The organism is Curtobacterium sp. PhB190, assembly GCF_004365385.1.
Lineage (GTDB): Bacteria > Actinomycetota > Actinomycetes > Actinomycetales > Microbacteriaceae > Curtobacterium.
This window is the reverse complement of sequence record NZ_SODN01000006.1, coordinates 124,227-145,314: the sequence shown is the minus strand read 5'-3', so window position 1 is coordinate 145,314 and position 21,088 is coordinate 124,227. Positions and strand designations below refer to the sequence as shown.

The window sequence follows — 21,088 nt, the reverse complement described above, 5'->3', positions numbered from 1 at the left end:
GTAACACGGCGGCGGCGACCCGCGCCTCCCGGCAGACTGGACGCACCATGGACTGGCAGACGACCCCCGAGGACTCCGTGCCGTCCACCCTGGTGCCCGGCGCCGAACTCGGCACCATCGGCAAGCCGCCGGTCACCGGCGCCTGGCGCCCCGGGGACCACCCGGGTGCCCGCCACTTCGCGTCCCTCGGCGAGCAGTGGGTGCGCGGCGGGCGGCTCCCGGCCGTGCGGGTGGCGTACGAGTCGTGGGGCACGCTCAACGCGGCGCGCGACAACGCCGTCCTGCTGTTCCACGCGCTGACCGGTGACTCGCACGTCTCGGGCGCACCCGGTCCGGGGCACCGCACCGCCGGCTGGTGGGGCGACGTCGTCGGACCCGGCCTGGCGATCGACACCGACCGCTGGTTCGTGATCGCGCCCAACATGCTCGGCGGCTGCCAGGGCACGACCGGGCCGTCGTCGGTGGCACCCACCGGGGTCGAGTGGGGCTCGCGGTTCCCGTTCGTCACCGTGCGCGACCAGGTCGAGGTGCAGCGCCAACTCGCCGACCGGATCGGCATCGACGTGTTCGCGGCCGTCGTCGGCGGGTCGATGGGCGGGATGCACGCCCTCGAGTTCGCGGTGTCGCACCCCGCACGCGTCCAGCGGCTGGCGGTGCTGGCATCGACGGCGCAGACCACGGCGGACCAGATCGCGGCGAACTCCCTGCAGCGCTCGGCGATCCAGATGGACCCGGCGTTCGCGGGCGGCGACTACTACGAGGCCGACGCCGGCGAAGGCCCGCACCGCGGGTTGGCGCTCGCGCGGCGGATGGCGTTGATGACCTACCGGGCGTCCGACGAGCTGAACGGCCGGTTCGCCCGGTCGTGGCAGAGCGACGTGTCCCCGCTCGGCGACGACGGGCGGTTCTCGGTCGAGAGCTACCTCGACTTCCACGGCAACAAGTTCACCCGGCGCTTCGACGCGTCGTCGTACATCACGCTCACGCATGCGATGGACTCCCACGACGTCGGGGCCGGGCGGGGCGGTGTCGCTGCCGCGCTCGAACTCGTGACGGCCCGCACGCTCGTCGTGGGGATCTCGAGCGACCGACTGTTCCCGATCGAGGACCAGCACCGGATCGCCGCGGGGGTGCCGGACACGCTCGACGGTGACACGGCCGCGGTGATCGAGAGCGAGTTCGGGCACGACGGGTTCCTCATCGAGCACGAGCAGGTCGGCGCGCACCTGCGGCGGTTGCTCGACGGCTGAGCGCGACACGGCGCGCCGGGGCGGCGGCACGCACCGGGGCGGCGGCGGTACGCACCGGGGCGGCGGCGGCACGCACGCCACCCGCGGCGGCACGCACCGGGGCAGCGGCACGCGCGGCACGGCGCGCCGAACACCCCCCAACGGGTGTCGCCCGTGGTTGGATGGCTGCGAGCCCGGACTGAACGAGGCTCGGTTTCCCCGCACGACCCGTCACACCAGCTCGTCACCAACCAGGACATCGATGGAATTCATCGCACAGGAACGCGACCGCTTGCTGCGGGCGACGACCCGTGTCGTGGGCATCGTCTGCGCGCTCATCAGCGTCGTCGGCGTGGTCTCCGCCGCCGCGGTCTCCGCCCTGCCGCTCGTGGGCGCCCTGCTGTGCATCGCCGCGATGGTCGCCGCGTTCGTGTTCTTCGGGCGCAGTGGCACCGTGTGGTGGACCGCCGCGATCCTCGTCACGGGCCTCGCCTCGCTCGCGCTGCTGTTCTCCGGCGTGGACGAGTCGGTCCGCCCGCTCGTCGCCAGCGCCGTCATGCCGCTCGCGGGCGGCTCGCTGTCCGCCCCGCTGATGGCGCAGCGCGGCCAGCCGTTCGGCCTCGGACTCACGATCGGCACCGGCGCGATCGTCGTCGTCGTGATGGTGTGGGCCACCGGCGGGCTCCTGTCGACGCCCGTCAGCGGCGCCCTGCTCGGCTGGGTGCTCATCGCGGTCGTGGCCGTGTGGATCTCGCGCAGCATCCCCCGCGTCGCCCGACGGATCTACAGCATCGGCACCGCGCACCGCGCTGAACGCCAGGCCAGCGAGACCGAGGCGCAGCGGCGGCAGGGTGCTCGGCTGCTGCACGACACGGTCCTCGCGACGCTCACGCTCCTCGCCCACTCCGGCGTCGGGGTCTCCGAGCAGGCCATGCGCGAGCAGGCCGCCGAGGACGCCAGACTCCTGCGCCACCTGCGACTCGGCGCGACCCCGCAGCCGTCGCAGTCGGGCGACTACTCGCTCACCCGCGAAGAGGAGTCGCCGCTCGGCCAGACCCTCGAGTCGGTGAAGCAGCGCTTCGGGCGGATGGGCCTCGAGGTCAGCTGGCACGGCACCGGCCAGGTGCTGCTGCCGTCGCACGTGCTCGACGCCTTCCTGCTGGCGCTGGGCGAGTGCCTCGAGAACGTCCGCCGGCACGCCGGTGTCGGCGAGGCGCACGTCACGATCGTCCACGACAACGACATGGTGCGGGCCATGGTCACGGACTCCGGCGTCGGGTTCGACCTGACCACCGTCAGCGCCGAACGACTCGGCTTCAAGGAGAGCGTCGTGAGCCGCCTGCGCGAGGTCGGCGGCGACGCGAAGCTGTTCTCCGCGCCGGGCTCCGGCACCACCGTCGTCCTGGAGGCACCGCGATGACCCGGGTCCCCGAGGACACCATCAGCCGAGGCCTGCCCGGCGAGTCGACCGGCCAGCAGCCGCCCCGCACCCGCCGCGAGGCGCGCGAGCGCTACCGCACCAGCGAGCGTCGGCAGGCCCGCGGGCTCCCCTCGACCTCGACCGGCGCACGGTCGCTCCGCCAGGCCGCCAAGCCCGGTGCCTCGCTCGGAGCCGGGTACCTCGGCCTCGGCGCCGCGGTGCTCACCGCGATCGAGGCCGTCTCCGGCATCGTGTACTTCCTGGTCCGCTGGTCCGACTTCTCCGACCCGTGGTTGCCCGCAGCCGCCTGGATGCTCTACATCGTCGCCGCGGTCGGTGTCGGCCTGAGCGTGCTGACTTACGGCGAGCGGTTGACCGGGCTGGCCTTCGTGCTGATCTGCGTCGTGCTCGCCTGCGTCGTGACCCTCGACTTCATCGGCATCTGGCCCGAGCACGACATCGCGCACACGGCGTCGGCGTCGATCGCCGCCGGGTTCGCCCTGTTGCCGATCGCGACGCTCCGACCCGCCCGCGAGGTCGCCGCGGCCATCGCGGTCCTCGGTCTGGCCTTCGTCGGCATGAGCGTCGCGTCGACCCCGATCACCAACGACACGCTGCCGGGCATCGTGTCCCTGCTGGCCCTGGTCGTCGTGCCGCCGTCGATCGCCCTGTACGTCGTGCAGCGGTTCCGGCAGCTCGTGCAGCGGGAACTCGACCGGGTGCTCGTGCAGAGCAACGTGCAGGCGCCGCAGTTCGCCGTCGGCATGCTCGCCTCGGACGAGCTCGCCCGACTCGACCTGGCCGCCGAGAAGCTGCTCGACGCCGTCGCGAACGGCACCGATCCCCTGCCGCTGTCGGACGCCTCGAGCTCCGTCGCGGCCTCACTCGCGACCGAGCTCCGCCTGCACCTCATCGAGGGCCGACGCGAGACCTGGCTCTACCACGCGATCACGGAGTCCGACCACCTCGGGCGTTCGGTGAGCGTCGCCGATCCGGGCGCCCTCGCCGGACACCTCTCGCCCGCCCAGCGCGACGGACTGCTGCAGGCTCTGTGGCAGATGGTCGGCGACGGCCGCACCGCCACCCCAGGCCTGCCGGTCGTCTCGGTCACGCTCGGCCCGGTCGGGTCCGACGGCCACCCCGTCACCGACGAGCGGATGGACGTGCCGGTCGTGATCGAGTCCCGCGGCGTCCAGCGCCGACGCCTCGGCCCCACCGCCTGGAGTGCCCTGCAGCGCATCGGTCCGTACACCGAGACCGTCCGCGACGGCGCGCTCCACATCGTCGCCCACTGCGTCGTGGACCGACATCCGTCGATGTAGCTGCCGGACACCCGGACAGCCTGCCCGTGCCACGTGCCCCTCCCTCCTAGGATCGGGCACGAACTGCCCCCGAGAAAGGACGCCCGCATGGCGACTCCAGAGGAACCCATCCGACTCGCACTGGTCGACGACCACAGGATGCTCCTCGGCGCGCTCACGGAGTGGATCCGGAGCGCCGCCGACGACATCACGTTGGTGGCCGCGGTCACGACCTGGCCCGAGCTCCTGACGAGCCCGGCGTTCCCGGTGGACGTGGTGCTGCTCGACCTGGACCTCAAGGACTCCATCCCGGTGTCGCTGAAGATCTCGACGCTCAAGACCGCCGGTGTGAAGACCGTCGTGATGAGCACCTACTCGGAGCCGAACGTCGTGCGCGAGGCCCTGGCGGCCGGCGCACTCGGCTACCTGGTGAAGAGCGAGGACGCCGACATGATCGTCGAGGCGATCCGCTCCGCCCAGCGCGGCGAGCAGTACGTCTCCGCCGAGCTCGACCTGGCCATCAACAGCGGCGACGTCGGTGGCGTCCCGAAGCTCAGCGCCCAGGAGCGCCGCGTGATGGCCCTGTACGGCGGTGGCGAGCCCGTGAAGAGCGTCGCGTACCAGCTCGGCATCTCCGAGGAGACCGCGAAGAGTTACCTCAAGCGCATCCGCGAGAAGTACCGCGTCGCGGGCTTCGACGTGGGCACGAAGGTGGCGCTCCGGAAGCGGGCGATCACCGACGGCATCATCGTGCAGGACGGCGGCCCGCTGGGCCTGTAGCGCGGCGCGCGCGCACTCGCTTCGTGAGCACAAATGGTCGGGTCCCATCACGGGACCCGACCATTTCTGCTCACCATGGGCGGTCTGCCGCACACCACGTCGGACGGGAGGCCCGTGGCGGCGTCGCCACGGGCCTCCCGTCCGGTGCGTGGGCACGCCCACTGCGCGCGGTCAGTGGATGGGGACCGGCCTGCGGTCTGTCCCGCCACAGCGACACGGTGCCGCCGATGCCGGCGGTCCGTTCCACGAAAGCGACAGTCTGCCGCGAACAGTTCGCGGCAGACTGTCGCTTTCGCGAACCGCGCTGGCGGCGCCTGCGCGCGATCAGTGGATGGGGACCGGCGCGGTGATCGGGCCGGTGCTCGGCGACGGGGAGCGCAGCGCGGCACGGCGCGTGGTGCGACGCTCGACCGAGTAGCTGAACATCGTGACGAGGACACCGAGCAGCGCGAGGACGATGCCGAGCCAGCCCGGTGCGACGAACCCGAAGCCGGCAGCGATGACCGCACCGCCGAGTGCTGCGCCGAGCGAGTTGCCGATGTTGAACGCCGAGTGGTTGAGCGCCGCGGCGATCGTCCGGGCGTCGCCGGCGACGTCCATCAGGCGGGACTGCACCGCCGGCGGGATCGCCGACGAGGTCGCACCGAGCAGGAAGGCGCCGAGCAGCATGCCCCAGAGCCACTGCGCGGTCAGCACCGTGAGCAGCAGCGCGCCGATGAGCGAGAACATGCCGAAGTAGATCGTGCGCTTCACGCTGTGGTCGGCGAGGTGTCCGCCGAGCACACCACCGACGACCATGCCGATGCCCACGACCACCAGGACGATCGGCACGAACGACTCCGGCATGCCGGTGACGTGCTGCACGAGCGGGGAGATGTACGAGTAGACGGCGAAGAACCCACCGAACCCGACGGCGCCGAGGCCCATCACGATCCAGACCTGCGGCACGCGGAAGGCGCGGAGCTCCCGGCCGATCGTCGCGTGCTCGTCACGGGCGCTCTTCGGCACGAAGGCCGCGACGGCGAGGAACGTGAGCGCGAACAATGCGGCGACGACGCCGTAGGCGATCCGCCAGCCGGCGAGCTGGCCGACCCAGGTGATCGCGGGGACACCGACGACGTTCGCGACCGACAGTCCGAGCAGCACCATCGCGATGCCCTTGCCGCGCTTGCCCGGGCCCATCATGTCGCCCGCGACGATCGAGGCGATGCCGAAATAGGCGCCGTGCGGCAGGCCGGCGACGAAGCGGGCGACGAGCACCAGTCCGAACGACGGCAGGAGCGCGCTCGCGATCGTCGCGAGGACGAACCCGACGAGCAGCACGAGGATCAGGCCCTTGCGCGGGAACTTCGCCGACATCGCCGCGATGGTGGGAGCACCGACGACGACCCCGAGGGCGTAGGCGCTGACGAGCCAGCCCGCGTGCGCGATGCCGGCATCCGGGTCGAGGCCGTACTGCTGCGGCAGCAGCGCCTGCGCGATGTTCGGCAGCAGGCCCATCGCGACGAACTCGGTCGACCCGATGGCGAAGCCGCCGAGGGCGAGCGAGATGAGCGCGGCGGTGCGACGCGCAGGCGTGAGCTGTGACATGGGGCCTGTTCTCGGACGACGTCCTGCACGGGCGGCGTCGGATCGGGGTGTCGGCTGGACGGTGTCGCCTGGGCGACGGTGGTGACGGAGGCGTCCCGCGGTCGTCGCGGTCCACGTGCCGATCGGCAGCGCGGCCACGCCCGAACGGGGTGCCGGTCCGGGTTCAGCAGCGAACGGGACGGTCCGGGTGGCGACGACCATCCGGTCCGAGCAGTGTAGACCGCTCCAACGGCCGAACGGAAGTCGCCGTGCGCGGCCAGCACGGGTCGCACCGGGCTTGCCCGGTCGTACCCGAGGTGAACCGGGTCAGGCCGCCTGGCGCTCCGTGTGGGCGGGACGCGTCGACGCGGGTGTGAGATCGGGCAGCTCGTCGCGGTGCGTCCAACCGGCGCCGCACTCGGCGCACGTGGCCCAGGCGTTCTCGCCCTGTTCGTCCGTGTCGATGACGACCGTTCGCAGGTCGCAGTCGGGGCACCAGCCGTCGTGGGTCATCACGCGCTCCTCGTCGTCTCGGGGCCACCGGATGTGGCTCGACACGGGCCATGAGACACCCGACCACCGACATCCGAGGGAGGGCGTCGGCGTGTCGCGCGGGCCCTCGTTGTTCAATGAGCACGTGACCCTCGCCGCCACCGTGCTCGCCTCGTGCCGCGCCGGCGCGCCCGTGAACTGCGAGGACGCCACCGACCCGATGGGCATGGTCATCGTGCTCATCGCGGTGCTCGCCGGCATCGCGCTGCTGACGGTGTTCGTGGTGCTCGGACCGGGCCCCCGCCGTCGGACCCGGGCACGGCGGCGCGACAAGCGCTGAGCGCTGCAGCCGCAGCGCGCGCCAGCGGGTTCAGCGCTACTCGCCGAGCGCAGCCTCGAGCCGCTCGAGCTTGCCGTCGATCTCGCCGGTGTGCCCCGGTCGGATGTCGGCCTTGAGCACGAGCGACACCCGCGTGCCGTAGACGCCCACGGCCTCGGTGGCGCGCTTGACGACGTCCATGACCTCGTCCCACTCCCCCTCGAGCTCGGTGAACATCGACGACGTGCGGTTCGGCAGGCCGCTCTCACGGACCACCCGCACGGCTGCGGCGACGGCGTCGTGCACGGAGCCGTCCGCCTGTTCGGAGGGACCACCGGACGGAGCAACGGAGAAGGCGACGATCATGCGTCCATCCTGCCCGCGCCCCGGCCCATCCGCACCAGCTCGACCACGGTCCACGCCAGGATCGCCACCTCGAGCACGTTCCGCAGCGTCAGCACCACGAGCATCCACGGCTGCAGCGTGAGCACCTGGTCGTAGTAGGCCGGGTAGATCAGCTGCGTCAGCACGGCGGTGGGGAGCGCGGCGATCGCGATCGGCACGAACCGGCGCACACTCGGCGTCCCGGCGGCCAGTCCCCACACGATCGGCACGGCGAGCCACCCGATGTACTGCGGCGACCCGACCTTGTTGGTGGCGATGAGCGTGGCGACGAACAGCAGCGCGAGCACGGGAGCGAGCTCGGCCCGACGGGCGCCACGGCGTGCGGCCCACAGCGCGAGCACGACACCGGCGACGACCACGAGGGCCATCAGCGGCGTCGAGACCGCGGCAGCGGCGTGCGTGCCGGCCCCGGAGACCTCGAACGTCAGGATCTGCTGGTTGTAGAACACGGCCGCACCGGGAGCCCCGAACGCTGCCGCCCACATGAACGGCGTCGCGAGCGGTGACTCGATCTGCAGCGCCCGACCGGTCTGCTCCCCGATGAACGACAGCAGGTACGGCGCTCCGCCCCAGAGCACGTCGACGAGCACGATGAGCGCGCTGAGCACGAGGGCACCGGCCAGCACACCGCGGCGGTGCCCCTTGCGCAGGAGCAGCAGCACGGCGACGAGGGCGGCCGGCCAGACCTTCGTCCACGCACCGGCGGTGAACAGCGCCGAGGCGACCGCCGGCCGCGAGGCGACGAAGGCCACCCCGACCAGCGCGAACACCGTCGCCACCGTGTCGATGCGACCGAGCGCGATCGGCCCGAGTGCGAGCAGGAACGCGAGCCACCACCACACGACCCGCACGCCACGCGACGACGAGCCGTCCGCACGCGAGCCGAACGCACCGCGCGCCCGGAACCGCCACAGGAACGCACACGCGACGGCGTCGAGCAGCACCATCAGCAGCAGCCACCCAGAGCCGATCGACGCGATCCCACCGAGTGCTGCGGCGGCCATCGGCACGATCGCCAGGATCGGGTAGACCCACTCGCCGTCGATCCCGACCCAGAAGTCCGCGCTCCGCCCGGTCTCGATCCACCGGCTGTAGGTGATGGTGACGTCGCCGAGCGGCAGGTTCGCCGAGATCGCGGTCAGCCACCACAGCGCCGCGTGCACGGCGGCGAACGCCAGGACGAACCCGACGCGTTCGATCCACGGGTTCCCGGTCCTGCGCACCGAACGAGCGTACCGGCAGGGAGCGCACCCGAACCCGCAGCGAGCGCACCCGAACCGGCTGAGAATCCCAGGCTCCCCCAACCATGACGTGTCACCGTCTTGCTCGTGACCACCGAAACCCCGCGCGGGCGCCGCAAGGCCGTCATCTGGATCTCCGTCATCGCCGCCGTCGTCGTGCTCGGCGTCATCGGGGCGATCGTCGCGACGAACGTCTACACGAGCAACGAGAACGCGAAGGCGTCGGCGGCACCGTCCGTGGCCGCCAGCCGCGAGGCCTCCACCCTCGACGACTCCGACCTGTCCGGCGCGTGGACGGTCGGCGGCGACTCCGAGGCCGGATACCGCCTGCACGAGGTCCTCAACGGCTCCGACGTCACCGTCACCGGCCGCACCGACAGCGTCTCCGGCAGCGCCACCGTCGACGGCACGAGCATCACGAAGGCGACGATCACGGTGCAGGTCGCCGACATCGCCACCGACTCCGACCAGCGCGACTCCTACTTCCGCGACTCCGCGATGGACACCGCCGCCTTCCCCGAGGCCACGTTCGAACTCACCGAGCCGATCGCCGACGCGGTCCCGAGCGGCTCGGACACGACGAAGGTCACCGCTGCCGGCAAGCTCACGCTGCACGGCGTCACGAAGGACGTCACCGCCGACCTGCAGGTCGGCCTGAACGGCGACGGCGTCGACATCTCCGGCTCGATCCCGGTCACGTTCTCGGACTACGGCGTGCAGGCGCCGAGCCTCGGCTTCGTGAAGGTCGACGACTCCGGCACGGTCGAGTTCCTGGTGCACGCGACCCCCGCGAGCTGACGTCCGCGACGCGCGTCACGCCCGTGACGTGCGCGACAGGCGGACGGGAGGCCCGTGGCGGCCCCGCCACGGGCCTCCCGTCCGTCCCCTGCTCGCGTCCCAGGCCGCGCCCGCGCACGCATGCGTGCGCATGTTGCGACCTTCCACCTGTCGAACCCGCGGTGTCCCGTCGGAACATGCGCACGTACCCATTGCGTGCGCATCTTCCGACAGAACACGCGTCGATCACCTCGTGGATCGTCGGAAGGTGCACGCGCACCGACCGCTACCCGCGCGCGTCGCCGTCGATGACCAGGTCCCGCACGACCCCGGGCAGCTCGGCGATGAGCCCGGTCATCGGGAACGGCCCGCCACCGGAGGCCCGCCGCGCCGCGAGCCCGTGCACCACCGCGGCCGACGCGGCCAGGTGCGCGAGGTCCGACGGCGTCAGGGACGACCCCGCAGCCTCGACGGAGCCCTGCCGCGCTGCCACGAGCGCACCGAGGACCCCGCCGAGGACGTCCCCGGCACCAGCCGCAGCGAGCCACGGCGTCGCCGACGACGCCACCAACCGGACCGACCCGTCGGGCGTGACCACGTGCGTGCGCTCGCCCTTGAGCAGGACGACGCTGCCGGTCTGCGCGGCGGCACGGAGCGCTGCTGCGGCGGGATCCTGCTCGATCGACTCGCGGGAGACGCCGAGCAACGACGCGAGCTCCCCCGCGTGCGGGGTCAGGACGGCGAGCGGGCCGAGGTCGACGAGCGGGATCGCGCCCGCGTCGACCACGACGGGGACGCCGTCGTCCGAAGCGTGCGTGAAGGCCGAGGCGGTCGTGTCGTCCAGGTCACCGAGCGACGACGCCGAGATGCCCGAGCCGACGAGCCAGGCCTGCACCCGACCGACGCCGGCGACGGACTCGGGGCGACGCGCCAGGACGTGGTCCGACGCCCGCGACGGCCCGACGTACCGGACCATGCCGACACCGGTGTGGACCGCGGCGTCGACCCCGAGCACCGCGGCACCCGGGTACTGGTCGGAGCCGGTCGCGATGCCGAGCACCCCGCGGCGGTACTTGGTGGACTCCCCCGTCGGCGCGGTGACCCACGCGGCGGCATCGGACGGCTGGACGGGCACGAAGTCGTTCACCGGCCCCACGTTACGGTGGAGCGCATGAGCCTGTTCCTGCCTGGTCGCGTGGTCGTCTTCGACTACGGCGAGGTGATCAGCCGGACGCCGCACGCGTCGCGCGATGCCCTCGTCGAGTTGACCGGGGTGCCCGCCGACGAGCTGTTCCCGGTCTACCAGGAGCTCCGCCACGACCTCGACCGCGGCGACCTGTCCGTCGTGGCGTACTGGCGGGCGATCGGCGAGCGCGTCGGGCGGACCTGGAGCATCACGGACATCCACCGGTTCTGGGCGGTCGACTTCACCGGGTGGTTCGAGGTCGAACCGGAGACCCTGGCGATCGTCGAGGAGCTGCACGACGCGGGGACCCGGGTGGCGCTGCTGTCGAACGCCGGCTTCGACTTCGGTGACCCGTACCGACGCTCCCCGATGGGCTCGCTGTTCGAGACGGTGGTGGTGAGCGCCGAGGAGCACGTCCTGAAGCCCGACGCATCCATCTACCGCGACACGTGCGCGCGTCTGGGAATCGAGCCGCAGCAGATGGTGTTCGTGGACAACAGGGCCGAGAACGCCACCGGCGCGGAAGCGATCGGGGCGGTCGGCCACCACTACACGTCGTCGGCGTCACTGCGGTCGTTCCTGGCGGAACTCGCGGCCGAGCCGGCGCCCGTCCCCTGAGGAGTCCCGCGTGACGCACGCCCTGTTCGAGCCGATCACCATCCGCGACCTGACGGTCCGCAACCGCATCTGGGTCTCCCCGATGTGCCAGTACTCGGCCGAGGAGCAGGACGGCGTGCCGACCGCGTGGCACCTCGTCCACCTGGGCGGCTTCGCCAAGGGCGGTGCCGGTGCGGTGGTCGTCGAGGCGACCGGCGTGGTGCCGGAAGGCCGGATCAGCCCGCAGGACCTCGGGCTCTGGAACGACCAGCAGCGCGACGCCTTCAAGCCGATCGTCGACTTCCTGCACGCGCAGGGCGCTGCCGCCGGTGTCCAGCTCGCGCACGCCGGCCGCAAGGCGTCGACGTTCCGCCCGTGGGAGTCCACGCACGGTTCGGTCCCCGCCGACCAGGGCGGCTGGTCCACCGTCGCCCCGTCCGCCGTGGCCTTCGACGGCTACGCGGTCCCGCGCGAGCTGGAGACCGAGGACATCCGGGTCGTCGCACTGGCGTTCGCGCAGTCCGCTCGCCGCGCCGTCGAGGCCGGGTTCGACCTGGTCGAGATCCACGCCGCCCACGGGTACCTGCTGCACCAGTTCCTCTCGCCGCTGAGCAACCACCGCACGGACCAGTACGGCGGGTCGCTCGAGAACCGCGCCCGGGCACTGCTCGAGGTCCTCGACGCCGTCCGTGCCGAGGTCGGCGAGGGCTTCCCGATCGTCGTGCGGTTCTCGGCGACCGACTGGGTGGACGGCGGGCTCACGCTCGACGAGACCACGGAGGTCGCTCGGTGGGCTGCGGAGCACGGCGCGGACCTGGCAGACGTCTCGACCGGCGGCAACGTCGCGAGCGCACCGATCCCGGTCGGCCCCGGCTACCAGGTGCCGCACGCCGCGGCGATCAAGCGCGACGCCGGCATCGGCACCATCGCGGTCGGCATGATCTCCGAGGGCTTCCAGGCCGAGCAGATCGTCGCGACCGGACAGGCCGACGTGGTGATGGTGGGCCGCGAGTTCCTGCGCGACCCGGGCTTCCCGCTGCGCGTGGCTGTCGAGCTCGGCGTGACCGTCGACTACGAGCCGCAGCAGTACCACCGCGCGCGGGTCACGGCGTAGACGCGCGGCCTTCCTGAACGAGTTCTCGGTCGGCCCCTCGGGCAGGCAGTACGATTGGCAGCACTGTGGACGATCCCCCGAATAGTTCTTCGCCTCACTCATCCGCCGCTCACTCGGTGAGCTGCACGTCATCCCCGTGCGCGGACGGGGGTGAATCATGAGTCCGATCGACATCGTCATGCTCGTCGGCGGCATCCTGCTGACACTCGGCACCGGCGTCTTCGTCGCGTCCGAGTTCGCGCTGGTCAACCTCGACCGCGCCGACGTCGAAGCGCGTCGCGACCGCGGTGAGCCGGGCCTGGCACCCGTCATCGGGGCGTTGAAGGTCACCTCGACGCACCTGTCGAGTGCGCAGCTCGGCATCACGCTGACCACGCTGCTCACCGGCTACCTGCTCGAGCCGTCCATCGCGAAGTTGCTCGAGGCACCGTTCCTGGCGATGAACCTGCCCGAGGGCATCGTCGAGACCGTCGGATCGATCATCGCGCTCGTCATCGCGACCCTGCTGTCGATGATCCTCGGCGAACTGGTACCGAAGAACTTCGCGCTCGCGCTGCCGCTGCAGACCGCGAAGCTCGTCGTGCCGTTGCAGATCGCCTTCACGACGGTGTTCAAGCCGGCGGTCGCGGTGCTCAACGGCACCGCGAACGCCGTGCTGCGGTCGATCGGCATCGAGCCGCAAGAGGAACTCTCCGGTGCTCGCAGCGCCGAGGAGCTCACCTCGCTGCTCCGCCGTTCGGCGTCCGAGGGGTCGCTCGAGCAGGACACCGCGACGCTCCTCCAGCGGACGATCTCGTTCTCGGAACTCAGCGCCAGCGACGTCATGACACCACGCCCGCGGCTCTCCACCATCCGGGTGTCCGAGTCCGCGCAGGACGTCATCGCCCTCGCCCGCAAGACCGGCTTCAGCCGCTTCCCCGTCATCGAGGAGGACGCGGACGACGTCGTCGGCATCGTGCACGTGAAGCAGGCCGTCGCCGTCCCCCGCGAGAAGCGCCCGGAGGTCCCCGTCGGGGCACTCATGACCGACGCCGAACGCGTGCCCGAGACGATGCCGGGCGACACCCTGCTCGCCGAGGTCCGCGGCCGCGGCTACCAGATGGTCATCGTGGTCGACGAGTACGGCGGCACCGCCGGGGTCGTCACGCTCGAGGACCTCATCGAGGAGATCGTCGGCGAGGTCTCCGACGAGCACGACCGCGCGCGCATCGACGTAGTCCGCTCCCGCGACTGGCTGACCTTCCCCGGTCTGCTGCGTCCCGACGAGCTCGAGGACCGCGCCGGCGTGAAGGTGCCGGAGGACGGCCCCTACGAGACCGTCGGCGGCTTCCTCATGTCGACGCTCGGCCGCCTGCCCGTCGTCGGTGACGAGGTCCCGCTCGACAGCGGCGTCTTCCGGGTCGAACGTCTGGACGGCCGTCGGATCGACCGCATCCGCTGGACCCCGACGCCCCCGCCGACGGACACCGCGGCGACCGCCATCATCATCCCGGCCACGAAGACCGGCACCAAGACCGCGAAGCGGTCCGAGACGAAGGAGAGCACCCGATGAGCTCCGACTGGTGGGGGATCTTCTGGCTCTTCGTGCTGCTGCTCGGCAACGCGTACTTCGTCGCCGCCGAGTTCGCCGTCATCTCCGCCCGCCGCTCCCAGATCGAACCGCGCGCAGAAGAAGGCTCGAAGGCCGCGCAGATGACCCTGTGGGCCATGGAGCACGCCACCCGCATGCTCGCGACCACGCAGCTCGGCATCACGGTCTGCTCGCTGCTCATCCTGAACGTCTCCGAGCCGGCGATCCACCACCTGCTCGAGGTGCCGTTGCACCTGACGGGCTGGAGCGTCGAGGTCATCGGCACCGTGGCGTTCGTGGTCACGCTGCTGCTCGTCTCGTTCCTGCACGTGGTGTTCGGCGAGATGGTCCCGAAGAACATCTCGTTCTCGATGCCGGACCGGGCAGCACTGCTGCTCGTGCCGACGCTCTGGTACATCGGCCACGGCCTGCACTGGGTCATCGTCGGCCTGAACGAGGTCGCGAACGCCGTGCTGCGCCTGTTCCGCGTCGAGCCCAAGGACGAAGCCGTCAGCGCCTTCACGGTGGAAGAGGTGCAGACGATCGTGGAGCAGTCCCGCCGCGAGGGCACCCTGACCGACGACGGCAAGCTCGCCCTGGCGTTCGAGTTCACCGAGAAGAAGGTCCGCGACGTGGCCGTGCCGATGGCCGAGCTCGTCACCCTGCCCGAGGACGCCACCCCGGCGGACGTCGAGCGTGCGGTGGCGCAGCGCGGGTTCTCGCGGTACGTGCTCGTCGGCGAGGACGGCTCCCCCACGGGCTACGTGCACGTGAAGGACGTCATCGACCTGCGGCCGGACGAGTTCGACGACCCGGTGCCGCCGAAGCGCATCCGCCAGCTCATCTCGCTCTACACGGAGATGGACCTGGAGGACGCCCTGGCCACCATGCGGGCTGCTGGCCGCCACGTCGCGCGGGCGTTCGACGCCGATGGCCGGACCCTCGGCGTGCTCTTCCTCGAGGACATCCTCGAGGAGCTCGTCGGCGAGGTCGAGGACGCGACCCGACGCCGGTAGCCACACCGCCAGTCCCGCCAGTTCCGCCAAAGCGACAGATTCCCGCGAACGTTCCGCAGGGAACTGTCGCTTTCGCGATGGTGGACGGGAGGCCCGTGGCAACGCAGCCACGGGCCTCCCGTCCGACGTGTGGTCGCGACCAGGGCCGCGCCCGCCGGCGCGCTACCAGCTGACGGGGAGCGGCTTGCCCTCTTCGTAGCCGGCGGCGGACTGGATGCCGACCAGGGCACGCTCGGAGAACTCGGCCAGCGACGCGGCGCCCGCGTAGGTGGCGGAGCTCCGGACGCCCGTGGTGATCATGTCGAGCAGGTCCTCGACGCTCGGGCGCTCCGGGTCGAGGTAGATCGTCGACGACGAGATCCCCTCGGCAAAGAGCTCCTTGCGGGCCCGCTCGTACGGGTCGAGCCGCTCGAAGCGCTCGCGGACGGCCTTCGCGGACGCCATCCCCCAGCTCTCCTTGTAGGCCTTGCCGGCGGCGTCGCGACGGAGCACGCCCGGCGCTTCGAGGGTGCCGGCGAACCACGAGCCGATCATCACGGCCGAGGCGCCGGCCGCCAGGGCGAGGGCGACGTCGCGGGGGTACCGGACCCCGCCGTCGGCCCAGACGTGCGCGCCGAGGGACCGTGCGGCGGCGGCGGTCTCGAGGACGGCGGAGAACTGCGGCCGACCGACGGCGGTCATCATGCGCGTGGTGCACATGGCGCCGGGTCCGACACCGACCTTGATGATGTCCGCACCCGCGTCGACGAGGTGGGCCACGGCGTCGGCGGTGACGACGTTGCCGGCGACGAGCGGGATGCCGAGCCGGAGCCCCGCGACGGTGCGGAGCGCGCGGAGCATGCTCTCCTGGTGTCCGTGCGCCGTGTCGAGCACGAGCACGTCGACCCCGGCGGCGGCGAGGGCCTGCGCCTTGGCGGCGACGTCGCCGTTGATGCCGATCGCGGCGGCGACGCGCAAACGACCCGACGCGTCGACGGCCGGTGTGTAGATGTCCGAGCGGATGGCGCTGGTCCGGCTCGTGGTGCCGACGACCTTGCCGTGCCGCACGACGGGTGCGAAGTCGACCTCGGCGCCGCTCAGCACGTCGTAGACGTGGCGGGGCGTGCCGGCGTCCTCGGCGTCGATCGCGGTCGAGGCGCCGTGCAGCAGGTCGCCGAGCGTCGCGTCGGGACCGGCGTCGCCGAGCCGGTTGGCGGGGACGCACCCGAGGTACTCCCCGGCGGCGTCGCGGACCACCACGCCCCGACCGGCGACGGGCAGCAGCTGCTCGAGCGACTCGGCGACGGTGGTGGACGAGCCCATGTCGTAGGCGGTGTCGTAGTCGACCGGCTGGTCCTTCACCCAGCGGATCGCGGCGTCGAGGTCCTGCAGGTGCATGTCCTGTGGCAGGACGCCGAGGCCCCCACGCCGGGCCAGGGTCGCGGCGAGGCGCGGACCCGTGACCGAGTTCATGTTGGCGCTCACGATCGGGATCGTCGCACCGCTGCCGTCGTTCGACGCGAGGTCGACGTCGAAGCGGCTCGTCACGCCGGAACGGCTCGGGACGAGGAAGACGTCGGAGTAGGTCAGGTCGTGTGTCGGCCGCGTCTCGTAGAACCTCATGGGCCCCACTGTACGGCTCCGCCCGGAGGCCGGACCGGGCCCCGACTCGCGCCGCGGCTGACACCGAACGGACATGTGCGAGCGGCTAGGCTTGGCACCTGTGCGGGGCAGGGTTGCACCGCACGACACACACGAGCATCTATCGACGGAGAGTGGGCGATCGGCTGTGTCGAGCCATCTGACCGGAACGGACGAGACCGCGGGCGAATTCGGGGCGAACGAGTGGCTCGTCGACGAGCTCTACGAGCAGTTCGTCGCGGACAAGGAGTCGGTCGACAAGTCCTGGTGGCCGGTCCTCGAGAGCTACCACCGCACGCAGGTCGGCGGCGTTCCGGCAGTTGACCAGCAGTCCTCGACGCCCGCGCAGTCGACCACGCAGCAGCCCGCGACCGGCGACGCGCCGGCCCCGCAGCAGGCGGCAGCGCAGGGTGGTCCGATCCAGGCGAAGACCACGTCGCGCCAGCCGACCCCGCCGCCGATCCCGGCCGAGGCCAACGACGCCGCCGACGACCACGAGGAGACCCACGAGGACGTGGCGACCCCGCTCCGGGGCATGGCGAAGACCCTGGCGTCGAACATGGACGCCTCGCTGACCGTCCCGACGGCAACGAGCGTCCGGACGATCCCGGCGAAGCTGATGATCGACAACCGGATCGTCATCAACAACCACCTGCGCCGTGCCCGCGGCGGCAAGATCTCCTTCACCCACCTCATCGGGTGGGCGATGGTGCAGGCACTCAAGGACTTCCCGAGCCAGAACGTGTTCTACGAGGAGCGCGACGGCAAGCCGTTCGTCGTCGCCCCGGCGCACGTGGGCCTCGGCATCGCGATCGACGTCCCGAAGAAGGACGGCACCCGGTCGCTCCTCGTGCCGAGCATCAAGCGTGCGGAGACCCTGACCTTCGGCCAGTTCCTGTCGGCCTACGAAGACCTGGTCAAGCGGGCCCGCGACAACAAGCTGACGCCGGCCGACTTCCAGGGCACCACGATCTCGCTCACGAACCCGGGCGGCATCGGCACCGTGCACTCGGTCCCCCGCCTGACCAAGGGGCAGGGCGCGATCATCGGCGCCGGAGCCCTCGAGTACCCGGCGCAGTTCCAGGGCTCGGCCTCGAAGACCCTCGTCGAGCTCGGCATCGGCAAGACCATCACCCTGACGAGCACCTACGACCACCGGGTGATCCAGGGCGCCGGCTCGGGCGAGTACCTCAAGCACGTGCACGAACGCCTCATCGGCGAGCACGGCTTCTACGACGGCATCTTCGCGGCGCTCCGGATCCCGTACAAGCCGATCCAGTGGGCGAACGACATCAACGTCGACCTGGCACACCGGGTCAACAAGACCGCACGCGTGCAGGAGCTCATCAACAGCTACCGCGTCCGCGGGCACCTGATGGCCGACATCGACCCGCTCGAGTACCGCCAGCGCACGCACCCCGACCTCGAGATCGAGAGCCACGGGCTGACGTTCTGGGACCTCGACCGCGAGTTCGTCACGGGCGGGCTGGCCGGCACGACGAGTGCTCCGCTGCGCGACGTCCTCGGGATCCTGCGCGACGCCTACTGCCGCACCGTCGGCATCGAGTACATGCACATCCAGGACCCGGAGCAGCGCCGCTGGGTGCAGGAACGCATCGAGGTCCCCTACTCGAAGCCGTCGAAGGACGAGCAGCTGCGCGTCCTCGGCAAGCTCAACGAGGCCGAGGCGTTCGAGACCTTCCTGCAGACCAAGTACGTCGGGCAGAAGCGCTTCTCGCTCGAGGGCGGCGAGTCCACCATCGCCTTCCTCGACACGCTCATCCAGCACGCCGCCGGTGTCGGCCTTGCCGAGGTCGCGATCGGCATGGCCCACCGCGGTCGCTTGAACGTCCTGACGAACATCGCCGGCAAGACCTACGGCCAGATCTTCCGTGAGTTCGAGGGCTCGTCCCTGCCGGGCTCGGTGTCCGGTCAGGGTTCCGGCGACGTGAAGTACCACGTCGGCACCGAGGGGCTGTTCCGCACCTCGGACGGCTCGAGCATCCCCGTGACGATCGCGGCGAACCCGTCCCACCTCGAGGCCGTCGACGGCGTGCTCGAGGGCATCGTCCGGGCCAAGCAGGACAAGCAGGGCCCCGGTTCGACCAACGTCCTGCCGGTGCTCGTGCACGGCGACGCGGCGATGGCCGGTCAGGGCGTGGTCGTCGAGACGCTGCAGATGTCCCAGCTCCGCGGCTACCGCACGGGCGGCACCGTGCACCTGGTCATCAACAACCAGGTCGGGTTCACCACCCCGCCCGAGTCGGCGCGCAGCTCGGTGTACTCCACCGACGTCGCGAAGACGATCCAGGCGCCGATCTTCCACGTGAACGGCGACGACCCCGAGGCCGTCGCACGCGTCGCCGACCTGGCGTTCGCGTACCGCGAGGCGTTCCACCGCGACGTCGTCATCGACCTCATCTGCTACCGCCGCCGTGGCCACAACGAGGGCGACGACCCCTCGATGACCCAGCCGCTCATGTACAACCTGATCGAGGCGAAGCGGTCCGTCCGCACGCTGTACACCGAGGCCCTCGTCGGCCGCGGGGACATCACGCAGGAAGAGTACGACGAGGCCCACCGCGACTTCCAGGACCGCCTGGAGCGGGCCTTCGCCGAGACGCACGAGGCGCAGACCGGCACCATCCCGGTGATCCAGGTCGACGACGACGGTGCCGTGCAGGGGCTCGAACGCCCGGCGGCGCAGCAGGACGACACCGAGGTCGAGGTCCGCGAGACCGCAGTGTCCGAAGAGCTCGTCCGCTCCATCGGTGACGCGCACAGCAACCCGCCGGCCGGCTTCTCGATCCACCCGAAGCTGCAGCAGCTGCTGTCGAAGCGCACCGACATGACGCGCAACGGCGGTGTGGACTGGGCGATGGCCGAGCTCATGGCCATCGGTTCGCTGCTGGTGGAGGGCAAGCCCGTCCGGTTCGCCGGCCAGGACGCCCGCCGCGGCACCTTCGTCCAGCGCCAGGCGGTGTTCCACGACCGGTCGAACGGCCAGGAGTGGCTGCCGCTGTCGAACCTCACCGAGGACCAGGCCCGGTTCACCATCTACGACTCGCTGCTCAGCGAGTACGCGGCGATGGCGTTCGAGTACGGCTACTCGGTCGAGCGGCCCGAGGCACTCGTGCTGTGGGAGGCGCAGTTCGGCGACTTCGCGAACGGCGCCCAGACCGTCATCGACGAGTTCATCTCGTCGGCAGAGCAGAAGTGGGGGCAGCGCTCCGGCCTCGTCCTTCTGCTGCCGCACGGCTACGAGGGCCAGGGACCGGACCACTCGTCCGCCCGCATCGAGCGCTACCTGCAGCTGTGCGCCGAGGACAACATGGTCGTCGCCCGCCCGTCCACTCCGGCGTCGTACTTCCACCTGCTGCGTCGTCAGGCGTGGGAGCGTCCGCAGAAGCCGCTGATCGTGTTCTCCCCGAAGGCCATGCTCCGCCTGCGCCAGGCGACGAGCGCGGTCGAGGCCTTCACGAACGGCACCTTCGAGGAAGTCATCGACGACGACCGCGTGGCCGACAAGGCGGCGGTGCGTCGCGTGGTCCTGCACTCCGGCAAGGTGCACCACGACCTGCGCGCCGAGGCGGACAAGCGCGGGGTCACCGACGTCGCCCTCGTCCGGCTCGAGCAGCTCGCACCGCTCCCCCTCGAGCGGATCCTCGAGGTGCTGGCCGGCTACCCGGACGCCGACGTCGTGTGGGCGCAGGAGGAGCCGGAGAACCAGGGCGCCTGGCCGTTCGTCTGCATGAACCTGTCGCCGCACCTCGACGGTCGGCCGCTGTCCGTCGCCGCCCGTGCCGCGAGTGCCGCGCCGGCCACCGGGTCGTCGAAGCGCTCCGCACAGGAAGCCACCGAGGTCATCGAGAAGGCGTTGAGCGCGTCGGCCTGAGCGTCAGGAAGCGCCCCGTGCAGGAGTCCAAGGGGCTCCTGCACGGGGCGCTTCAACGTTCGCGAGGAACGTGACGGCTACGCGATCTTCGTGTAGCGCACACCTGCGTCGTGGTAGCCGCGCTTCTGGTAGAACCGGTGCGCGCTGTCCGTGGCAGCCGCACTGACGGCGCTCAGGCGACGCGCGCCCTGCTCGACGGCCCACGCTTCGAAGGTGCCGATGAGCGCCGAACCGGTGCCGAGCCTCCTGGCCGTGTCGTCGACCACCAGCAGCAGGAGCTGCGCCGTCGGCTCGTCGCTCGCGTACGCCCAGGTGACCTGCGCGCCCGCGACGGCGACCGGCCGTCCGTCGTCCCCACGCACCACCCAGGTGCGGTGTCCGGCCTCGGGCGTGAGCCGTTCGAGGCGTGCGCGCATCGCGGCGTCGTCGACCTCGTGGCCGAGCAGGCGGACGAGGGCAGCGACGTCGGAGACGTCCGTGTCGGACCAGGTGGTGATCGACTCGACGAGGAGGGTCATGTCCGTGACACTACCGACCCGACCCGCCGTGTGACGACG

The 21,088-nt window shown here is 71.3% G+C and carries 18 protein-coding genes; 11 read left to right on the top strand and 7 right to left on the bottom strand.

What is annotated here, in order from left to right:
- Window positions 1-47: 47 nt before the first annotated feature.
- The 4 genes from EDF47_RS11535 (at window position 48) to EDF47_RS11520 (ending at window position 4,730) form a co-directional block, all read left to right on the top strand.
- Entirely contained in the window at window positions 48-1,250 is a 1,203-nt protein-coding gene (locus tag EDF47_RS11535; protein WP_133937105.1) for a homoserine O-acetyltransferase, read from the top strand.
- A 241-nt stretch (window positions 1,251-1,491) separates the two neighbouring features.
- Window positions 1,492-2,649 (top strand): ATP-binding protein, encoded by a 1,158-nt coding sequence (locus EDF47_RS11530; RefSeq protein WP_123294227.1) that lies wholly within the window; start codon window positions 1,492-1,494, stop codon window positions 2,647-2,649.
- Entirely contained in the window at window positions 2,646-3,971 is a 1,326-nt protein-coding gene (locus tag EDF47_RS11525) for a hypothetical protein (protein ID WP_123339799.1), read from the top strand. Before EDF47_RS11530 ends, EDF47_RS11525 begins: the two co-directional genes overlap by 4 nt.
- Before the next feature lie 87 nt (window positions 3,972-4,058).
- Window positions 4,059-4,730: a response regulator transcription factor gene (locus EDF47_RS11520; RefSeq protein WP_111086410.1), complete on the top strand. Its 672-nt coding sequence runs from the start codon at window positions 4,059-4,061 to the stop codon at window positions 4,728-4,730.
- Between the two features lie 324 nt (window positions 4,731-5,054).
- Here EDF47_RS11520 and EDF47_RS11515 read toward each other — a convergent pair whose 3' ends face one another.
- Window positions 5,055-6,320, bottom strand: a complete 1,266-nt coding sequence (locus tag EDF47_RS11515; RefSeq protein ID WP_123312344.1) for an MFS transporter — start codon at window positions 6,318-6,320, stop codon at window positions 5,055-5,057.
- A 306-nt stretch (window positions 6,321-6,626) separates the two neighbouring features.
- Window positions 6,627-6,812, bottom strand: a complete 186-nt coding sequence (locus tag EDF47_RS11510) for a hypothetical protein (protein WP_133937107.1) — start codon at window positions 6,810-6,812, stop codon at window positions 6,627-6,629.
- A gap of 124 nt (window positions 6,813-6,936) precedes the next feature.
- On the opposite strand from EDF47_RS11510, the gene EDF47_RS11505 reads away from it, so the two are divergent.
- The gene (locus tag EDF47_RS11505) at window positions 6,937-7,131 is read left to right on the top strand and encodes a hypothetical protein (protein ID WP_133937109.1); all 195 of its coding nucleotides are present in this window, start codon (window positions 6,937-6,939) and stop codon (window positions 7,129-7,131) included.
- Window positions 7,132-7,167: 36 nt separating this feature from the next.
- Here EDF47_RS11505 and EDF47_RS11500 read toward each other — a convergent pair whose 3' ends face one another.
- Complete coding sequence (locus tag EDF47_RS11500; RefSeq protein WP_123294222.1) at window positions 7,168-7,476, bottom strand: thiamine-binding protein; 309 nt, start codon at window positions 7,474-7,476, stop codon at window positions 7,168-7,170.
- Window positions 7,473-8,738: a glycosyltransferase 87 family protein gene (locus tag EDF47_RS11495; protein ID WP_131879760.1), complete on the bottom strand. Its 1,266-nt coding sequence runs from the start codon at window positions 8,736-8,738 to the stop codon at window positions 7,473-7,475. The genes EDF47_RS11500 and EDF47_RS11495 overlap by 4 nt, the downstream gene beginning before the upstream one ends.
- A gap of 105 nt (window positions 8,739-8,843) precedes the next feature.
- On the opposite strand from EDF47_RS11495, the gene EDF47_RS11490 reads away from it, so the two are divergent.
- Window positions 8,844-9,554: a YceI family protein gene (locus tag EDF47_RS11490; protein WP_243698084.1), complete on the top strand. Its 711-nt coding sequence runs from the start codon at window positions 8,844-8,846 to the stop codon at window positions 9,552-9,554.
- A 265-nt stretch (window positions 9,555-9,819) separates the two neighbouring features.
- On the opposite strand, the gene EDF47_RS11485 is transcribed toward EDF47_RS11490, so the two are convergent.
- Entirely contained in the window at window positions 9,820-10,680 is an 861-nt protein-coding gene (locus EDF47_RS11485; protein WP_133937111.1) for an ADP/ATP-dependent (S)-NAD(P)H-hydrate dehydratase, read from the bottom strand.
- A 24-nt stretch (window positions 10,681-10,704) separates the two neighbouring features.
- Between EDF47_RS11485 and EDF47_RS11480 the strand changes: the two genes are divergently transcribed.
- The 4 genes from EDF47_RS11480 to EDF47_RS11465 all read left to right on the top strand — a co-directional run bounded on the left by EDF47_RS11480 (window position 10,705) and on the right by EDF47_RS11465 (window position 15,016).
- Window positions 10,705-11,337, top strand: coding sequence for an HAD family phosphatase (locus tag EDF47_RS11480; protein ID WP_123937723.1), 633 nt, complete (start codon window positions 10,705-10,707; stop codon window positions 11,335-11,337).
- 10 nt (window positions 11,338-11,347) lie between these two features.
- Window positions 11,348-12,430, top strand: a complete 1,083-nt coding sequence (locus EDF47_RS11475) for an NADH:flavin oxidoreductase/NADH oxidase (RefSeq protein ID WP_132100233.1) — start codon at window positions 11,348-11,350, stop codon at window positions 12,428-12,430.
- 157 nt (window positions 12,431-12,587) lie between these two features.
- Window positions 12,588-13,982 carry a hemolysin family protein gene (locus EDF47_RS11470; RefSeq protein ID WP_123294217.1) on the top strand — a complete coding sequence of 465 codons (1,395 nt, stop codon included), beginning with the start codon at window positions 12,588-12,590 and terminating at the stop codon, window positions 13,980-13,982.
- Window positions 13,979-15,016 carry a hemolysin family protein gene (locus EDF47_RS11465; RefSeq protein WP_123294216.1) on the top strand — a complete coding sequence of 346 codons (1,038 nt, stop codon included), beginning with the start codon at window positions 13,979-13,981 and terminating at the stop codon, window positions 15,014-15,016. The genes EDF47_RS11470 and EDF47_RS11465 overlap by 4 nt, the downstream gene beginning before the upstream one ends.
- A gap of 162 nt (window positions 15,017-15,178) precedes the next feature.
- Here EDF47_RS11465 and EDF47_RS11460 read toward each other — a convergent pair whose 3' ends face one another.
- Window positions 15,179-16,618 carry a GuaB1 family IMP dehydrogenase-related protein gene (locus EDF47_RS11460; RefSeq protein ID WP_133937113.1) on the bottom strand — a complete coding sequence of 480 codons (1,440 nt, stop codon included), beginning with the start codon at window positions 16,616-16,618 and terminating at the stop codon, window positions 15,179-15,181.
- Between the two features lie 166 nt (window positions 16,619-16,784).
- Here EDF47_RS11460 and EDF47_RS11455 point away from each other — a divergent pair, with 166 nt between their 5' ends.
- Entirely contained in the window at window positions 16,785-20,531 is a 3,747-nt protein-coding gene (locus EDF47_RS11455) for a multifunctional oxoglutarate decarboxylase/oxoglutarate dehydrogenase thiamine pyrophosphate-binding subunit/dihydrolipoyllysine-residue succinyltransferase subunit (protein ID WP_208320947.1), read from the top strand.
- 77 nt (window positions 20,532-20,608) lie between these two features.
- On the opposite strand, the gene EDF47_RS11450 is transcribed toward EDF47_RS11455, so the two are convergent.
- Window positions 20,609-21,049, bottom strand: a complete 441-nt coding sequence (locus EDF47_RS11450) for a GNAT family N-acetyltransferase (protein WP_111086422.1) — start codon at window positions 21,047-21,049, stop codon at window positions 20,609-20,611.
- Between the last annotated feature and the right edge of the window lie 39 nt (window positions 21,050-21,088).